This is a genomic window from Agromyces sp. NPDC057865 (genome assembly GCF_042796995.1).
GTDB lineage: Bacteria > Actinomycetota > Actinomycetes > Actinomycetales > Microbacteriaceae > Agromyces.
The window spans coordinates 1,431,321-1,447,285 of record NZ_JBHVMJ010000001.1 but is presented as its reverse complement, the minus strand read 5'-3'; the positions used below and the strand labels follow the sequence as shown (position 1 = coordinate 1,447,285).

Below are 15,965 nucleotides of genomic sequence, written 5' to 3'. Positions count from 1 at the left end.
GCGCTACTTCACGCTGCCGGCGGTGAGGCCGCCGACGAGGCGCTTCTCGATGAGCATGAAGAGGATGACGACGGGGATGATCGCGACGATTGAGACGCCGAAGACGTAGTGCCATGAGGTCTCGTATTGGCCGACGAACTTGGTGAGGGCGACGGAGAGCGGCTGGTTGCCGGCGGTGGAGAGGATCACGAGGGAGGCGGCGAACTCGTTCCAGCAGGCCACGAAGGTGAACACGATCGCGGTGACGATGCCGGGCCAGACCAGTGGGAGTTGGATGCGGAACAGGACGGTGAGGCGTCCGGCGCCGTCGATCTGCGCGGCTTCGTCGATCTCCTTGGGGACGCCGGCGAAGAAGGAGTGCATGATCCAGACCGCGAACGAGAGGTTGAACGCGGCGTTGATGAAGATCATCGCGGCCCAGGTGTCGATCAGGCCGAGGGTGACGAACTGGCGGAAGAGGCCCGAGGTGAGCACGGCGGGCTGGAGCATCTGGGTGACGATGACGAGGAACAGGAACACGAACCGGCCGGGGAACCGGAACCGTGCGGTGTAGTACGCCGCGGGGAGGGCGACGCCGAGCACGAGCAGGGTCGCGAACACCGAGATGACGATGGTCGAGATCAGGTTCTGCGGCAGCGGCGTCTCGGGGGTGGACCACATCGTGATGTAGTTCTCCCAGTGCCACTCCGTGGGGAAGTAGGTGGGGTCGACCGAGCGGATCTGGGACTTCGTCTTGACCGAGCCGAAGAACATGATCGTGTACGGGAGGATGAACACGACGAGCACGATCGCGCCGGCGAACATGCGGAGCAGCACGCGCCAGATCGAGACCTGGTCCTCGGTGTATCGGCGTCGCCGGTTGACCGGGGCGGGGGTGCCGATCGTCTCGAACGCGGGTGCGGTGACGGCCACGGGTCAGACCTCTCGGGTGGGCTTGACGACCCTCACGTACACCGCGACGATCACGATGACGATCAGGAAGGCGACGACGGACAGGGCGCTGGCGACGTCGACCTTGTGCTGGTTCTGGATGTACTTGAAGATCAGGGTCATGATCGTGTCGGCGTCGTAGCCGGGGATGGACCCGGTCATCACCTTCAGGATCGGCAGCGAGTTGAACACGTTGATGATGTTGATCAGCACGGCCACCGAGAGGGCGCCGCGCAGCTGCGGGAGGACCACGCTGAAGTAGGTGCGCACGGGTCCGGCGCCGTCCATCTTCGCGGCCTCGACGACGTCGCCGGGCACAGTCGCAAGGCCCGCGAGGATCGTGTACGTGGTGAACGGCAGCGACACGAACACGGCCACGACGATCGACCAGGCGAACGCGGTCGTGGGGTTGCGGGTCCAGCCGTAGCCCTCGGGGGTGTCGATCAGGCCGACGTCGACGAGGAACTTGTTGATGATGCCGAAGTACGGCTCGAGCCCGTAGTAGACGACCAGGGTGGTCATGACCACGGACGCCGCCCACGGGATGATCACCGCGAGGCGCACGATCCGCCGGCCCGGGAACGCCTTGTCGAGGATCTGCGCGAGCCCGAGCGAGATGAGCACGGTCGCGGCGACGACCACGACGACCCAGACGATGGTGCGCCCGAAGATCGGCCAGAAGTACGGGAACGAGAACACCTCGACGTAATTGTCGAAGCCGACCGACCCCTTGTCGAGGCCCGAGATCGAGATGTCCCGGGTGGAGTTGTAGAACATGACGACGGCCGGGAACAGCACGACGCCGAGGATCAGGATCAGCGCGGGGCCGATCCAGGGCAGCGAGGCGAGCAGGTCGCGGCCGCCGGGCTTGCGCGCGGCCGGCCCGTCGGCCTTGCCCCCGCCGGTGCGGGGGCGGCCGGTGGCCGCCCCCGCGGGGGTCGATGACGTATCGGTCGAGGTGCTCATGGTGCGATGGTCACCGATTCCCTCCGGTGGTGCGATTCGAAACGGATGCCGCGGCGTCAGCCGGCGTCGACCTGGGCCTGGATCTCGGTCAGCACGTCCTGTGCCGGCTTGGTCTGGATCTGGCCGAAGAGCGCCTTGAACGCGGCATCCGTCGCCGACCACTTCGGGTTCGTGGACGGGTAGAACTGCGCGTCGGGCAGGACCTCGAGGAAGGGTGCGAGCGACTCCTCGCCGCCGAGCGCCTCAGCACCCGACTTCGTGACGGGCAGGAAGCCCTCGGCCTGCACCCACGGCACGTACACGTCCGACGAGTAGTAGTAGTCGAAGAACTTCGTGATCGCGTCCTGCTTGTCGCCGTCGTTCTGGAAGGCCATGAGCTGGTCCATCACGCCGAGCGTGAAGGGGCTGCCGTCCTTCGTGGGGATCGGGACGATCGAGTAGTCCAGGTCGGGGTTGTTGTCCGCGATCTGGCCCACCGTCGGCGGGAGGCCGACCTGCATGCCGATCTTGCCCTGGATGAAGATGTCCATCAGCGGCGACCGGTCGGTCGAGCCGGGGTCGGCCTGGGTCGCGCCCGCGTCGATCATCTTCTTGATCTGGTCGGCGCCCGGGAGGTTCGCCGGGTCGTCGACCGTGATCGCCTCGGCGTCGCCGAACGTGCCGCCGCCGCCCCAGAGCCACACGGCCGCCTCGGCCTGCGCCTCCTCGGAGCCCAGCGGCATGCCGTAGCCGGCGATGCCGCCGCCGAGCGCGGAGATCTTCGTCGCCGCGTCGAGCAGCTCGTCCCACGTGGTGGGCGGCGCCGCGACGCCGGCCTGCTCGAGCAGGGCGTTGTTCACGAACAGCGCACGCGCCGACGCGATCAGCGGCAGCGCGTACGCGGTGCCGTCGACCTCGGCGTTCGCGAGGAACGACTCCTGGAAGTCCTTGTACGTGTCGGAGGAGACGACCTCCTCGGCCGGGTACAGCAGCCCGTCGGCCGCGAAGCCCGCGAACGGACCACCGTTGTAGATGTCGGGAGCCTCACCGCCCTGGATCTTCGTGGTGATCACGCTCTCGAGGTTGTCCCACGACTGCACCTCGAGGTTGACCGTGATGTCGGGATTCTCCTTCTGGAACCCGTCGATCACGTCCTCCCAGAGACCCTGCGTGGCATCGGAGTAGCTCGGGACCAGCAGGTCCAGCGTGGTGCCGCCCTCGGATTCGCCGCCGGAACCGCCGCCGCCGAACCCGCATGACGCGAGCGTGAGCGATGCGGCGGCCGCGAGCGCGATCGCGGCGCCGAGGCGTTGCGACTTCTTCATTCGTGCTTCCTCACTGTGCATGGTGTGATCACAGGCGCCGCGATGGCCGCGCCGGTGCGGTGGGTGGCGGAGTCTCTCCGCCGTGTGCATGAAACTGACGCGAAACAGCAGGCAACGATCAGTTCCAGTCACTTCGTGGTCACGATGATGGCGGAGCGATGGTCGATCCGTCAAGTACCGGCTGCATGATCGTTACCAAGCGGATGCCGCCACGACTCGAACCGGAGACGGTCGTCCTCTCGCTCACCCAGATGATCACTGGACAGTCGCATCGCTCATTTGCAATCATTGATCTGCTCGCTCGACTCACGCCCCTCCGGAGGAACCACGATGACCCACGGCATCGACGCCGCACCGCCCGCCGACCACGTCGACCACGCAGCCGGCGCGGGCGCGCCCGGGGCGCACATGGCCGCCGAGCTCGCCTCGCAGCCCGAGACCTGGGCGCGTGCGGCGACGCTGCGCGACGAGCAGTCCCTCCTCCCCGCCCGCGGCGCCCGCATCGCCGTCGTCGGCTGCGGCACCTCGTGGTTCATCGCCCAGTCGTACGCGTGGCTGCGCGAGACCGGCGGGCACGGCGAGACCGACGCGTTCGCGGCATCCGAGGCCTTCGTCGACCGCGGCTACGACGCGGTCGTGGCGCTCACGCGGTCGGGCACGACGACCGAGGTGCTCGAGCTCGTCGAGCGGCTGCGCGGCCGCGTGCCCACCGTCGGCGTCATCGGCGACCCGACCTCGCCGCTCGTCGGCCTGGTCGACGAAGCAGTGACCCTGCCGTTCGCCGACGAGCAGTCCGTGGTGCAGACGCGCTTCGCGACGACCGCGCTCGCGCTCTTCCGCGCCTCGCTCGGCGAGGACCTCGCGGGCGCGGTCGCCGACGCCCGCCGCGCGGTCGACGAGGCCCTCGACCCCGAGCTCGTCGCCGCCGAGCAGTACGCCTTCCTCGGCCGCGGCTGGACCGTCGGGCTGGCGCACGAGGCCGCGCTCAAGATGCGAGAGGCCTCGCAGTCCTGGACCGAGTCCTACCCCGCGATGGAGTACCGCCACGGCCCGATCTCGATCGCGGCGCCGGGCCGTGTGACCTGGCACTTCGGCGAGCCGCCCGCCGGCCTCGCCGACGACGTCGCCGCGACGGGCGCCCGCTTCGAGGCCGGCTCGCTCGACCCGATGGCCGAGCTCGTCCGGGCGCAGCGCGTCGCCCTCGCCCGCGCGCTCGACCGCGGCCTCGACCCCGACTCGCCGCGCAACCTCACGCGCTCGGTCATCCTCGAGGGCTGACGGGCGTGACCACGACGACGGATGCCGCGCCGGCGCCCCTCGGGCCCGGCGAGGCCGTGCTGGCGTTCGACGTCGGCGGCACCGACACCAAGTCCGCGCTCGTCGACGCCGACGGACGCGTGCTGAGCCTGCGCCGCACGCCCACGCCGCTCGACGGCGCACGCACGGCCGAGTCCGTCGTGGAGCGGGTCGCCGAGCTCGCCACCGAGCTCCGCGACGAGCATCCCGATGTGCGCCCCGTCGCGGCCGGACTCCTCGTGCCGGGCATCGTCGACGCCGAGCGCGGCGTCGGCGTGTACGCGAGCAACCTCGGCTGGCGCGATGCGCCGATCCGCGACCTCGCCGAGCGCGCCACGGGGCTCCCGATCGCCTTCCACCACGACGTGACCGCGGCGAGCTGGGCCGAGCACCGGCTCGGCGCCGCGCGCGCGTTCGACGACGTCGTGGTGCTCGTCATCGGCACGGGGATCGCCGGCTCCATCATCCTCGACGGGCGCCCGCACCTCGGCGGCGGCTACGCCGGCGAGATCGGGCACTCCCCAGTCGCCGACGAGCCGCTGTGCCCGTGCGGTGCGCGCGGATGCCTCGAGGCCATCGGCTCGGCGGGCGCGATCGTGCGCCGCTACGCCGAGCGCACCGGCGAGACCGTCGAGGGCGCCCGCGAGGTGCTGGCCCGCGCCGAGACCGGCGACGACGATGCCCGAGCGGTGTGGGAGGCGGCGCTCGACGCGCTCGCCTTCTCCGTGGCGCAGCTGGCGGCGACCGTCGCGCCTGAAGCGATCGTGATCGGCGGCGGGCTCTCCCGCGCGGGCGACGCCCTCTTCGTCCCGCTCGCCGAGCGCGTCGACGCCCGGCTCAGCTTCCACCGCCGCCCGTTGCTGGTGCCCGCCCAGCTCGGCGGTGATGCCGGCCTCCTCGGCGCCGCGATCATCGCCCGAGAGAGCGTCCGCGCATGATCCTCACGGTCACGCCGAATCCGGCCGTCGACCTCACGTGGCATGTCGACGCGCTGCAGCCCGGCGCCACCCACCGCGTGACCACGGGTGCCTCCCGCGCGGGCGGCAAGGGCCTGAACGTGGCGCGGGTGCTGCACGCGACGGGCCACGACGTGCTGGCGGTCGCGACGGCGGGCGGCGCGACCGGCGACGAGCTGCGCGCCGACCTCGAGGCATCCGGCGTGCCGCACCGGCTCGTGCCGACGCGGGCGGCCACCCGTCGTACCGTCGCCATCGTCGACGAGCGCGCGGGCGACACCTCGATCCTCAACGAGCTCGGCGCCTCCCTCCCGTCGGCCGAGGCGCGGGCCCTGGCCGATGCCGCCGCCGAGCTCGGTCGCGACGCCGACGCCGTGGCGATCAGCGGCAGCCTGCCGCCCGGGTTCGGCCGCGGCAAGCTCGGCGCCCTCGTCGAGCGGCTCGTCGACGCGGGCGTGCCGGTGGTCGTGGACACCAGCGGCCCCGGCATCCTCGCCGCGGCATCCGCCGGCGCGACCGCGCTGAAGCCGAACCGCGAGGAGCTCGCGGCCGCGACGGGCCTCGACGACCCGCTCGACGGCGCCCGGACCCTGCTCGCGGGCGGCGCGCGAGTCGTGGTGGTGTCGCTCGGCGCCGACGGGCTGCTCGTCGTCGGCCGCGACGGCGCGCCGGTGCGCGGTCGACTCCCGCGGGTGCTGCACGGCAACGCGACGGGCGCGGGCGACGCGGTGGTCGCCGCGATCGCCGTCTCGCTCGCCGAGGGCGACGACCTGTGGTCCGACACGGATGCCGCGGCCGACGCAAGGGCCCGGCTCGCCCGGCGCGCCACGGCGTGGTCGGCGAGCGCGGTGCTCATGCCGCTCGCGGGCGAGCTGTCGCCCGACCACGCCGCGCTCGCGGACGAGGTCGACATCACGACGATCGACGAAGACGAAGACGAGGACGAGGACGCCGAATGACGCTGACGCCCACCCGCACGCTGCTCGACGAGGCACGCGCCGCCGGCCGCGGCATCGGCGCGTTCAACGTCGTGCACCTCGAGACCGCCGAGGCCCTCGCGGGCGCCGCCGAGGACGCTGGCCGGCCCGTGATCCTGCAGATCTCCGAGAACTGCGTGCGGTACCACGGCGCGCTGGACCCGATCGCCCTCGCGACGCTCGCGATCGCCGAGGCGTCGTCGGCCCGCATCGCCGTGCACCTCGACCATGCCGAGGAGCCCGAGCTCGCCCTGCGCGCGATCGACCGCGGCTTCGGCTCGGTCATGTACGACGGCGCGAAGCTCGACTTCGCCGACAACGTCGCCACGACGCGACGGGTCGTCGAGCGGGCGGATGCCGCGGGCGTCCTCGTCGAGGCCGAGCTCGGCGAGATCGGCGGGAAGGACGGCGCCCACGCGCCCGGCGTGCGCACCGACCCCGACGAGGCCGCCCGGTTCGTCGCCGAGACCGGCGTCGGCGCGCTCGCGGTCGCCGTGGGCTCGTCGCACGCCATGACGGAGCGCGTCGCCGCCATCGACCTCGACCTCGTCGCTCGGCTCGCGGACGCGGTGCCGGTGCCCCTCGTGCTGCACGGCTCCTCGGGCGTGCCCGACGAGACGATCGTGCGCGGCATCCGCGCGGGGCTCGTGAAGGTCAACGTCTCGACGCACCTCAACGCGGGGTTCACCGGCGCGGTGCGGTCCTACCTGACGGCGCATCCGTCGGCCGTAGACTCGCGCACGTACGTCGCAGCGGGTCGCGCGGCGGTGCGCGACGAGGCCGCCCGTCTCCTCGTCCTGTTCGCATCGACCGAGCACGCCACCGAGAAGGAGCCCGCATGAACCGCGCCGAACGGCTCAGCGCCGTGCTCGACCTGCTCGCCGAGGGCGGCCAGGTGGACGTCGACCAGATCGTCGAACGGCTCGACGTCTCGCCGGCCACGGCGCGTCGCGACCTCGACGCCCTCGCCGAGCAGCAGCTGCTCACGCGCACGCGAGGCGGCGCGGTGGCGCACTCGGTCGCCTACGACCTCCCCATCCGGTACAAGAACCAGCAGAACCCCGAGGCGAAGGCGGCGATCGCCCGCGCGGCGAGCGCGCTCGTGCCGCGCGGTGCCGTCATCGGCCTGTGCGGCGGCACGACGGCGACGGCCATCGCCGACGCGCTCATGTCGCGCGCCGACATCATGGAGCCCTCGCACGAGCCGAGCCTCACGGTCGTCACGAACGCCATCAACATCGCGATGCAGCTCGCCATGCGGCCGCAGATCCGCACCGTGGTCACGGGCGGCGTCGTGCACGCGCGCTCGTACGAGCTCGTGGGCGCCTACGCCGACGCCGTGCTCGGCAGCATCACGCTCGACCTCGCGTTCATCGGCGTGAACGGCCTCGATGCGATGGTCGGCCCGACGTCGCACGACGAGCGCGAGGCCGCGGTGAACGCGCTCATGGCGTCGCGGGCGGCCCACCCCGTGCTCGTCGCCGACGGGTCGAAGATCGACAAGCGCGCGTTCGCGGCCATCGGCCACCGGCGGCTGTTCCCCACGGTCATCACGGATGCCTCGGCCACCCTCGAGCAGCGCCAGCGCCTCGCCGACAGCGGCTACGACGTTATCGTTGCGTAGGTGAGCACCCCCTCGACGGTCATCCACTCCGCCCGCCTCGTGACCGGCCGCGACACGGTGGCCGACGCGTGGGTCCGGTTCGAGGGCGATCGGGTGGCCGCGCGCGGCATCGGCGACGACTGGCGTACCGCGCTCGACGCCGACACGACGGTGACGGATGCCGCGGGCCGCACGCTCGTGCCCGGCTTCATCGACCTGCACTGCCACGGCGCCGGCGGCGCCTCCGTCGAGGAGGGCGAGGCCGCGATCGAGCGCGCGCTCGCCGTCCACACGGCGCACGGCACGACCCGGAGCGTCCTCTCGCTCGTGACGGCGCCCGTCGAGCTGCTCGAAGGGCATCTCGAGACGATCGCCAGCGTCGCGGCATCCGACCCGCGCGTGCTCGGCGCGCACCTCGAGGGCCCGTTCCTCGACCGCGAGTTCCGCGGCGCGCACGACCCCGCGCTGCTGCGCACCGCCGACGCCGCCTCGGTCGAGCGCCTGCTCGCCGCATCGGAGGGCGTGCTGCGCCAGGTCACCATCGCGCCCGAGCACGACGGCGCGCCCGAGGCCATCGCCCGGTTCGTCGACGCGGGCGTCGCCGTGGCCGTCGGGCACACGGGCGCCGACTTCGGCACGGCGCTCGCGGCGTTCGAGGCGGGCGCGTCGATCCTCACCCATGCGTTCAACGGCATGCGCGGCATCCACCACCGGGCGCCGGGTCCGGTCGTCGCCGCCATGCACGCCGACCACGTGACGCTCGAGGTCATCAACGACGGCGTGCACGTGCACCCCGACGTCGTGCGCCTGGCGTTCTCGGGAGCGCCCGGACGCGTCGCGCTCATCACCGACGCCATGGCCGCGGCGGGCGCAGCCGACGGACGGTACCTCCTCGGCTCGCTCGAGGTCGTCGTCGACGGTGGCGTCGCACGCCTCGTCGAGGGCGGCTCGATCGCGGGCTCGACGCTCACGCAGGACGTCGCCCTGCGCCGCGCCGTCATCGACGGCGGCATCCCGCTGCACGAGGCCGTCGGGGCGCTCACCGTCGCGCCCGCGGCGGCGATCGGGCGGTCGGGCGATCTCGGACGCCTCGACACCGGCTTCGCGGCGGACGCGGTGCTGCTCACCGACGACCTCGAGATCGAGGCGGTCTGGGGCGCGGGGGCTCGGCTGGCCTGACGCATCGCCTGCGCCACGCGCAGGTCCGGTCATGGCGGGGTCCGGAGGCGTGTTCCCCATCGCCTCCGGACCTCCGCCCGTTCCGTGGCGCCGCCTCGACCCCCCGACGCGGAGCCGCACGCCGGCTGCGCCGGCCCCGCCTCGCGTTCGGGTCGCGGAGGCGGCGGTTCGATCCGGCCCGTGCACGGGCCTTCACCCTGAGAGACGGGGACCCCGCGCATCCATGACGCGCGTTCGCGGAAAATCTGCTGGAATTGGTCGAATCCCCGCGCGGCGCGTCATGATCGCCCCTGCTCCACGTCTCTTCCATGACGCCCATTCCCCCCACCCATGGAGGCGACGTGCCACCCCTGCGCACCGACCTGTCCGACGGCGCGCTCATCGAGCGCACGCGCCGCGGCGACCGTGCCGCCTACGGCGAGCTCTGGCAGCGCCACGCGCCGTCCGCGCGCACCGTGGCCCGCTCGTTCAGCTCGCTCGACCCCGACGACCTCGTGGCCGAGTCGTTCACGCGGATCTACGACGCGATTCTCGCCGGGCGCGGCCCGACCGGCGCGTTCCGCCCGTACCTCTTCACGACGGTGCGCAACACGGCCGCGAGCTGGGGACGCGCACGCCACGAGACGACCCTGGAGACGCTCGAGTCCTTCGAGGACCCGGCGACGAGCGAGTCGGCGACCCTCGACGCGCTCGACCGGTCGACGACCGCGCAGGCGTTCCGCTCGCTGCCCACGCGCTGGCAGGAGGTGCTCTGGTACACCGAGGTCGAGGGCATGCAGCCCGCGCAGGTCGCCCCGCTCGTCGGCATGAGCGCGAACGCCACGGCCGCGCTCGCCTACCGCGCTCGCGAGGGGCTGCGGCAGGCGTGGATCCAGGCGCACCTGCGCAACGCCGAGGAGCCCGAGTGCCGCTGGACGATCGACCGCCTCGGGAGCTACACGCGCGGACGCCTCCGCACGCGTGACACGGCGCGACTCGAGACGCACCTCGACGACTGCGCCCGGTGCACCATCGTCGCCGCCGAGGCCCGCGAGGTCGGCTCGCGGCTCGCGCTCGTGCTGCTGCCGCTCGCGGCAGGCGTCGGCGGGGCCACCGCGTACTCGGCGTGGCTCTCGCAGGGCGCGCCGGTCGCGCACGTCGCCATGGGCGCAGCAGGGCTGCCGCCGGTGCTCGCTGGGCACGTCGCCGCCGGGTCCGGGGCGGGATCGGCCGGTGCCGGTGCCGGAGCGGGAGCGGGTGCGTCCGCCGGTTCGTCCAGCGGAGGCTCCGCGGGCGCTGCCGGCGCGACCACGGCGGGCGCGACCGGCGCCAACGGCGTCGCGATCGGTGCCGGGATCGGCGCCGTCGCCCTCGCGGCGGCGGCCGTCACGGCGGTCATCGTGATCCCGACGCTCGCGAACGCCGAGCAGGCGCCCACGGCGGTCGTCGCGCAGGCCGACCCCGATGTCGACGCCCCGGCGATCGACCTGCCGGGTCTGGGCGTGCCGGTGCTGCCCACGCCGCTCCCGGCGCCGCCACTGGTTCCCGACGCCCCCGCGGCCGACGACGCCGACGACGAGGGCACGGATGCCGCGCCGCCGGCGTCGCAGAAGGCACCACCGGCACCCGGCCCGACGCCCGCTCCCGGGCCCGGCCCGACGCCCGCGCCGACACCCACCCCCACCCCGACCCCCGAGCCCGAGCCCGAGCCGGTCGACGCCGTCGCCCTCCCGCCGGCGTTCACCGCCGACACGGCGGGCGGCCTCGTCGATCCGCTGCTCACGGGCAGCGCCGAGGCGGGCGCGGCGATCGCCATGACCTCGGGCGACGGACGCACCTGGTCCACGACCGCCGACGCGGCGGGCGCGTGGAGCCTCGTCGCCGACGGACTCCCGGCGGGCAGCACCCGCCTCACGGCCGCCCAGGTGGACGTCGCGGGCAACGCGTCCGCCGCGAGCGACCCGGTCGTGGTCGAGCTGTCGACCCCGTCGCTCGCCGTGCGGCCGAGCGGCCCGATCGTGTGGCACCTGACGTTCGCCGGCGCGGCATCCGCCGACGTGCAGCTGTTCATCGACGGCGCGCCGGCCGCCACCGTGACGCTCGACCGCAACGGGTCGGCCCGCTACATCGGCTTCGGCTGGATCACGCCCGAGAGCCTGGTCGAGGTGCGCTACGCGGTCGACGCTCGCACGGGACCGGTCTCCACGGCGACGTTCGAGCGCGGCTGACGCATGCGTCGGGCGTGACGGGTCGACGTGCCGACGAGCACGACCGCGACGAGCACCAGCACCACCGCGTAGAGCAGCGGCAGGCCCTGCACGCCGATCCGCTCGAAGAGCACGGCGCCCACGAGCGCGCCGCCGCCGATGCCGACGTTGAACGCCGTGGTGTACAGGGCGCTCGCGGCATCCCGCTGGCGCGCCGGCGTGGCCTGCAGCAGGCGCGTCTGCAGCAGCGGGGGGACCGCGCCGAACGCGAGGCCCCACACCGCGAACGCGATGAGCGACGCCACGACGCCGGGCGCGAGGCCGAGCACGACGAGCGCCGCCGCGGCGACGACCATGGCGGTCACGATCGCCGTCGTCGGGCGCCGGGCGAGCGGTGAGCCCGCGATGACGAGGCCGATGGCGCCGGTCACGCCGTAGACGAAGAGGAGCGGGCCGACCGCGCCGGGCTCGAGGCCGACGACATCGGTGATGAGCGGGGCGACGTAGGTGAACACCGCGTACTGGCCGAGCATGGTGGCGGCCGTCACGGCGCAGACCAGCAGCACCGGGCCGAGGGCAGCGTCACCGCGACGGAAGCGCGCAGCGGTCGCGCCGGCCTCGACGGCCACCGGCGGCAGGAACCGCCACACGGCGAGCGCGCCGACGAGCGTCAGGCCGGCGACGATGGCGAAGACGGGGCGCCAGCCGATCACCTGCCCGAGCACGGTGGTGGCGGGGACGCCGGCGACGAGCGCGAGCGTGCCGCCGCCGAGCGTGACCGAGATCGCGCGACCGATCCGGTCCTCGGGCACGAGCCGCGAGGCGTATGCGGCGACGATGGCCCAGAACAGGCCGTGCGCCACGCCGCCGACCACGCGCACGGAGGCGAGCATCCAGTACTCGGGCACGAACGCGGACGCGAGCGTCGTGAGCCCGAGCATCGCGAGCACGAGCACGAGGAGGCCGTGTCGCGGCATCCGGCTGGTGAGCGCCGTGAGCGGCGTCGACGTGACGACGACGGTGAAGGCGAAGACCGAGACGAGCAGCCCGATGAACGGCTCGGCGACGCCGAGGCCCTCGCTCATCTCGGGCAGCAGGCCCGTAGGCAGCATCTCGATGGTGATGGACAGGAAGACGCCCGCGGCCAGCAGCAGGAGGCCGGGCCAGGGCAGTCGGGGTGCGCGCACGCGCGCGGATTCGGCGACGGACATTGGAATGTCTCTCCGACGGCGTTCCCCGCCGCGGGAAACCTCACCGCGCGGGTCGACTACGCGCTATGTGCGCGCCCAGGGCCATGCGTTGTCCGCCGACCACGAACCAGAGTACCGGACGCACTACTCTGGGCGGATGACCACGGATGCCGCCACCCACCTGTACCACTGGGTCGTGACGCTCGCCTGCACCGACGGGCCCGGCATCGTGCACGCCGTGAGCGGGGCGATCGTCGCCGCGCGCGGCAACATCACCGAGAGCCAGCAGTTCGCGAGCCTCGACACGGGCCGCTTCTTCATGCGCGTGCAGGTCGAGTCGCCCGCGGGCCGCGCGGAGTTCGAGTCGGCGCTCGCGCCCGTCGTCGAGCGGTGGGGCATGACCTGGCACCTCGACGAGGTCGGCCGTCCGCTGCGCACGCTGGTGCTCGCCTCGACCGCCGGCCACTGCGTGAACGACCTCCTGTTCCGCCAGCACGCGGGCCAGCTGCCCGTCGAGATCCCGCTGGTGCTGTCGAACCACGGCACGCTGCGCGACCTCGTCGACTTCTACGGCGTGCCCTTCGAGTCGGCTGCGGTGACGGATGCCGCGTCGAAGGCCGCGTTCGAGCGGCGCGTGCTCGCCGCGGTCGACGAGCACGACATCGAGCTCGTCGTGCTCGCCCGGTACATGCAGATCCTCACCCCCGAGCTCTGCGACGCCCTCGCCGGACGCTGCATCAACATCCACCACTCGTTCCTCCCCGGCTTCAAGGGCGCCAACCCCTACCGCCAGGCGCACGCGCGCGGCGTGAAGCTCATCGGCGCCACCGCGCACTTCGTGACGAGCGATCTCGACGAGGGCCCGATCATCGAGCAGAACGTCGTGCGCGTCGACCACTCCCGCTCGGTCGCCGAGCTCGTCGCGATCGGCCAGGACGAGGAGAGCCGCACGCTGAGCCAGGCGGTGAAGTGGTTCGCCGAGCGGCGCGTGCTCCTCGACGGCGCGCGCACGATCATCTTCCGCTGAGCCACGGCCCGTCGCGGGCGAAGTAGGCTGGAGAGCCGTGAGCACCGCAGTTCCCCCGCAGTCCCAGCCGAAGATCGGCCCGAACGACGTCCTTCGCTTCGTGCTGGAGCTCTTCGCCTTCGTGAGCCTCGGCATCTGGGGCTTCACGGCGTTCCCGCTGCCGTGGCCGGGCGTGCTCATCGGGCTCGGCGCGCCGGCGCTCGCCATCCTGGCGTGGGCGCTCTTCCTCTCGCCGAAGGCCGTGTTCCACATCGACCCGTTCGGGCAGGCGCTCGTCGAGATCGGGGTGTTCTCGGCCGCGGCGATCGCGTGGTGGCTGATGGGCCAGCCCGTGGTCGCGATCGTGTTCGCCGTCGTCGCGGCGGTCAGCGGCATCCTGCACGGTCGCAAGCAGCTCGCCGGCTGAAGCCGGGCGCCCGCCCGCCGGCCGCTGCGCACACGCCGCACACACGCCGATGGGCGCCGGCTCGCGCCGACGCCCATCCGGATTCGGGCGATCGTTCTCGAATCAGGCCGGAACGCGCGGATCCTGCCTGAGCCCGGCCCCATCGCCTGCGACGTCGTCGGCGTGCGCCGCCTCGTCGTCGGGCTCCGCACCGCCCGCGTTGCGGAAGTGCCCGAGCACCGAGAGCAGGATGCCGCCGACCGCCCATCCGGTGAGCACGAGCCACGGGAACGTGGTGTCGGCCGACGGGAAGTACGACAGCTCGCGCATGAGCGTCGCGGCGGCGCCCGGCGGGAACCACTGGCCCACCTCGCCCCACGGCACGGGGAGGAACTCCTTCGGGATCGCCGCAGCGGAGATCGGGTTGGCGAACAGCAGCATCACGATCGGGCCGACCGCGATGCCCGCGCGGCCGATCAGGGCGACGAAGCCCGTGATCGGCGCCGCGATGGCGGCGAGCGCGAGCGCGATGCCCGCGGAGTTCAGCCAGTAGTCGCCCTGCAGCGCGCCGAACCAGCCCTGCAGGATCGCCGCGAGCACGACGCCTCCCACGGCCGAGTAGACCAGCACGGCGGCCACGCGACGCATCGCGCCGATGACGACGAGCGAGATGGCGATGCCCCCGATCATGCCGCCGAGCACGAGCGGGAACAGCGCCGCAGTCAGGCCCGTGCCGCGCGGGTCGCTCGACGCGAGTGGCACCACGTCGGTGACGGGGACGGCGATGTGCGGCGGTGCTGCCGGAGCCCCGGCTGCGGCGGCAGCTGCGGCGGCCTGCGCGTTGACGCCCTCCTCGAGCTGGCGGGCGACGTTCCCCAGCAGCTGCGCGACGGCGAGGCTCGACGCCGACGAGGTGAGCACCTCGGGCTCCGGGCCGAGCACGATCGCGCCGTAGGCCTCGCGGGCCTCGATCGCGTCGACCGCGGCGGCCCGGTCGGAGACCTCCTGGAACGCGATGGCGCCGGGCGACTCCTGGTCGACGGCGCCCTCCGCGGCGGAGACCGCCTCGGCCGGGCCGGTGATGGCGATGGGCAGGTCCTTGGGCTCGGCCGTCACCGACGGCCAGGCGAACGCCAGCACGATCACGGCGAGGACCGCCGCGAGGGCCAGCGAGAGGCCGATCACCCGACCGAGCGGGGTGCGTTCGGTCGTGGCATCCGCGTGTGCCATGGTTCCTCCAAAAAAAGCGAATGTTCGTTCTTTATTAGTCTGCGACCACCGCCTATGCTTGTCAAGAACGTTCATTCGGTTTGGCTGGAATGGGGTGCACGGATGCCGCGAGTGACCGAGGCCTATCGCACCGCGCGCCGCGACGAGATCATCGCCGCCGCGCTGCGCTGCTTCGCCGAGAAGGGCTACCAGCGCACGTCGATGTCCGACATCATCGAGGAGTCCGGCCTGTCGGCCGGCGCGATCTACGGGCACTTCGCGGGCAAGCAGGAGCTGTTCGCCGCGGTCGCCGGCCGCGTGCTCGAGGCCCGGCGCAGCGAGCTCGAGGCGCGCCGCGGCAGCACGGGCGAGCCGCTGTCCCCCGGCATGGTCGTCGCCACGCTGCTCGAGGGCATGCGCGGCGAGCCCTTCGGCCACGTGATCGTGCAGCTCTGGGCGGAGGCGTCGGTCGACCCCGCCATCCGCGACCTCGTGCAGGAGGTGTTCCGCCGACTCCGCGGCGCGGTGGAGGCGGGGCTCGCGGAGTGGGCGGCGGTGCCCGGCCACGTCGACGACGATCCCGACGAGTGGGCGGCCCGGATGGCCCCCGTCGTGCTGGGGCTCGGCCCGGGCTTCATGGTGCAGCGCGCCATCATCGAGGGCTTCGACGAGGAGGCCTACCTGCGGGCGCTGCCCGAGCTGCTGCCGCACTGACGCCGGGCACGCGGCATCCGCTCACCAGGGTGCATGCGGATGC

General features: G+C 73.0%; 15 protein-coding genes. 10 read left to right on the top strand and 5 right to left on the bottom strand.

The features are described from left to right. Window positions 1-3 precede the first annotated feature (3 nt). Genes ACFVN5_RS06855 through ACFVN5_RS06845 form a run of 3 tightly spaced genes read right to left on the bottom strand, consistent with a single transcriptional unit; the run spans window position 4 to window position 3,200 of the window. Entirely contained in the window at window positions 4-912 is a 909-nt protein-coding gene (locus ACFVN5_RS06855) for a carbohydrate ABC transporter permease (protein ID WP_376954102.1), read from the bottom strand. A 3-nt stretch (window positions 913-915) separates the two neighbouring features. Next, complete coding sequence (locus ACFVN5_RS06850; protein ID WP_376954101.1) at window positions 916-1,896, bottom strand: carbohydrate ABC transporter permease; 981 nt, start codon at window positions 1,894-1,896, stop codon at window positions 916-918. Window positions 1,897-1,952: 56 nt separating this feature from the next. Beyond that, window positions 1,953-3,200, bottom strand: coding sequence for an extracellular solute-binding protein (locus ACFVN5_RS06845; RefSeq protein ID WP_376954100.1), 1,248 nt, complete (start codon window positions 3,198-3,200; stop codon window positions 1,953-1,955). Window positions 3,201-3,608: 408 nt separating this feature from the next. On the opposite strand from ACFVN5_RS06845, the gene ACFVN5_RS06840 reads away from it, so the two are divergent. From ACFVN5_RS06840 to ACFVN5_RS06810, 7 genes are all read left to right on the top strand, one after another. Further along, window positions 3,609-4,478: an SIS domain-containing protein gene (locus ACFVN5_RS06840; RefSeq protein WP_376954334.1), complete on the top strand. Its 870-nt coding sequence runs from the start codon at window positions 3,609-3,611 to the stop codon at window positions 4,476-4,478. Window positions 4,479-4,483: 5 nt separating this feature from the next. Next, window positions 4,484-5,434: an ROK family protein gene (locus ACFVN5_RS06835; RefSeq protein ID WP_376954099.1), complete on the top strand. Its 951-nt coding sequence runs from the start codon at window positions 4,484-4,486 to the stop codon at window positions 5,432-5,434. After that, window positions 5,431-6,411, top strand: a complete 981-nt coding sequence (locus ACFVN5_RS06830; protein WP_376954098.1) for a 1-phosphofructokinase family hexose kinase — start codon at window positions 5,431-5,433, stop codon at window positions 6,409-6,411. Before ACFVN5_RS06835 ends, ACFVN5_RS06830 begins: the two co-directional genes overlap by 4 nt. Next, complete coding sequence (locus ACFVN5_RS06825; RefSeq protein WP_376954096.1) at window positions 6,408-7,271, top strand: class II fructose-bisphosphate aldolase; 864 nt, start codon at window positions 6,408-6,410, stop codon at window positions 7,269-7,271. The genes ACFVN5_RS06830 and ACFVN5_RS06825 overlap by 4 nt, the downstream gene beginning before the upstream one ends. Next, window positions 7,268-8,053: a DeoR/GlpR family DNA-binding transcription regulator gene (locus tag ACFVN5_RS06820; protein ID WP_376954094.1), complete on the top strand. Its 786-nt coding sequence runs from the start codon at window positions 7,268-7,270 to the stop codon at window positions 8,051-8,053. Before ACFVN5_RS06825 ends, ACFVN5_RS06820 begins: the two co-directional genes overlap by 4 nt. Then, window positions 8,054-9,211, top strand: a complete 1,158-nt coding sequence (gene nagA / locus ACFVN5_RS06815) for an N-acetylglucosamine-6-phosphate deacetylase (protein ID WP_376954093.1) — start codon at window positions 8,054-8,056, stop codon at window positions 9,209-9,211. Window positions 9,212-9,552: 341 nt separating this feature from the next. Beyond that, entirely contained in the window at window positions 9,553-11,418 is a 1,866-nt protein-coding gene (locus ACFVN5_RS06810) for a sigma-70 family RNA polymerase sigma factor (RefSeq protein ID WP_376954091.1), read from the top strand. Here ACFVN5_RS06810 and ACFVN5_RS06805 read toward each other — a convergent pair. Then, window positions 11,361-12,608, bottom strand: a complete 1,248-nt coding sequence (locus ACFVN5_RS06805; RefSeq protein ID WP_376954090.1) for an MFS transporter — start codon at window positions 12,606-12,608, stop codon at window positions 11,361-11,363. The two genes, ACFVN5_RS06810 and ACFVN5_RS06805, sit on opposite strands and share 58 nt — an antisense overlap. A 136-nt stretch (window positions 12,609-12,744) precedes the next feature. Between ACFVN5_RS06805 and purU the strand changes: the two genes are divergently transcribed. Continuing rightward, window positions 12,745-13,614: a formyltetrahydrofolate deformylase gene (gene purU, locus ACFVN5_RS06800; RefSeq protein ID WP_376954089.1), complete on the top strand. Its 870-nt coding sequence runs from the start codon at window positions 12,745-12,747 to the stop codon at window positions 13,612-13,614. A 37-nt stretch (window positions 13,615-13,651) separates the two neighbouring features. Next, window positions 13,652-14,020: a YrdB family protein gene (locus ACFVN5_RS06795; protein ID WP_376954088.1), complete on the top strand. Its 369-nt coding sequence runs from the start codon at window positions 13,652-13,654 to the stop codon at window positions 14,018-14,020. 102 nt (window positions 14,021-14,122) lie between these two features. Here the strand turns inward: ACFVN5_RS06795 and ACFVN5_RS06790 are convergent, their stop codons facing one another. Then, a complete protein-coding gene (locus ACFVN5_RS06790; protein ID WP_376954087.1) occupies window positions 14,123-15,229 on the bottom strand; it encodes an ABC transporter permease in 1,107 nt (368 codons plus the stop codon). A 111-nt stretch (window positions 15,230-15,340) separates the two neighbouring features. On the opposite strand from ACFVN5_RS06790, the gene ACFVN5_RS06785 reads away from it, so the two are divergent. Continuing rightward, complete coding sequence (locus ACFVN5_RS06785; RefSeq protein ID WP_376954086.1) at window positions 15,341-15,922, top strand: TetR/AcrR family transcriptional regulator; 582 nt, start codon at window positions 15,341-15,343, stop codon at window positions 15,920-15,922. The last annotated feature ends 43 nt before the right edge of the window (window positions 15,923-15,965 follow it).

What these genes read in the sequence shown, in the direction of transcription:
- ACFVN5_RS06850 (WP_376954101.1), bottom strand. Translation starts at nt 1,896, where the DNA reads ATGAGCACCTCGACCGATACGTCATCGACCCCCGCGGGGGCGGCCACC.
- ACFVN5_RS06845 (WP_376954100.1), bottom strand. Translation starts at nt 3,200, where the DNA reads ATGAAGAAGTCGCAACGCCTCGGCGCCGCGATCGCGCTCGCGGCCGCC.
- ACFVN5_RS06840 (WP_376954334.1), top strand. Translation starts at nt 3,609, where the DNA reads ATGGCCGCCGAGCTCGCCTCGCAGCCCGAGACCTGGGCGCGTGCGGCG.
- ACFVN5_RS06830 (WP_376954098.1), top strand. Translation starts at nt 5,431, where the DNA reads ATGATCCTCACGGTCACGCCGAATCCGGCCGTCGACCTCACGTGGCAT.
- ACFVN5_RS06825 (WP_376954096.1), top strand. Translation starts at nt 6,408, where the DNA reads ATGACGCTGACGCCCACCCGCACGCTGCTCGACGAGGCACGCGCCGCC.
- ACFVN5_RS06820 (WP_376954094.1), top strand. Translation starts at nt 7,268, where the DNA reads ATGAACCGCGCCGAACGGCTCAGCGCCGTGCTCGACCTGCTCGCCGAG.
- ACFVN5_RS06805 (WP_376954090.1), bottom strand. Translation starts at nt 12,608, where the DNA reads ATGTCCGTCGCCGAATCCGCGCGCGTGCGCGCACCCCGACTGCCCTGG.
- purU (WP_376954089.1), top strand. Translation starts at nt 12,745, where the DNA reads ATGACCACGGATGCCGCCACCCACCTGTACCACTGGGTCGTGACGCTC.
- ACFVN5_RS06790 (WP_376954087.1), bottom strand. Translation starts at nt 15,229, where the DNA reads ATGGCACACGCGGATGCCACGACCGAACGCACCCCGCTCGGTCGGGTG.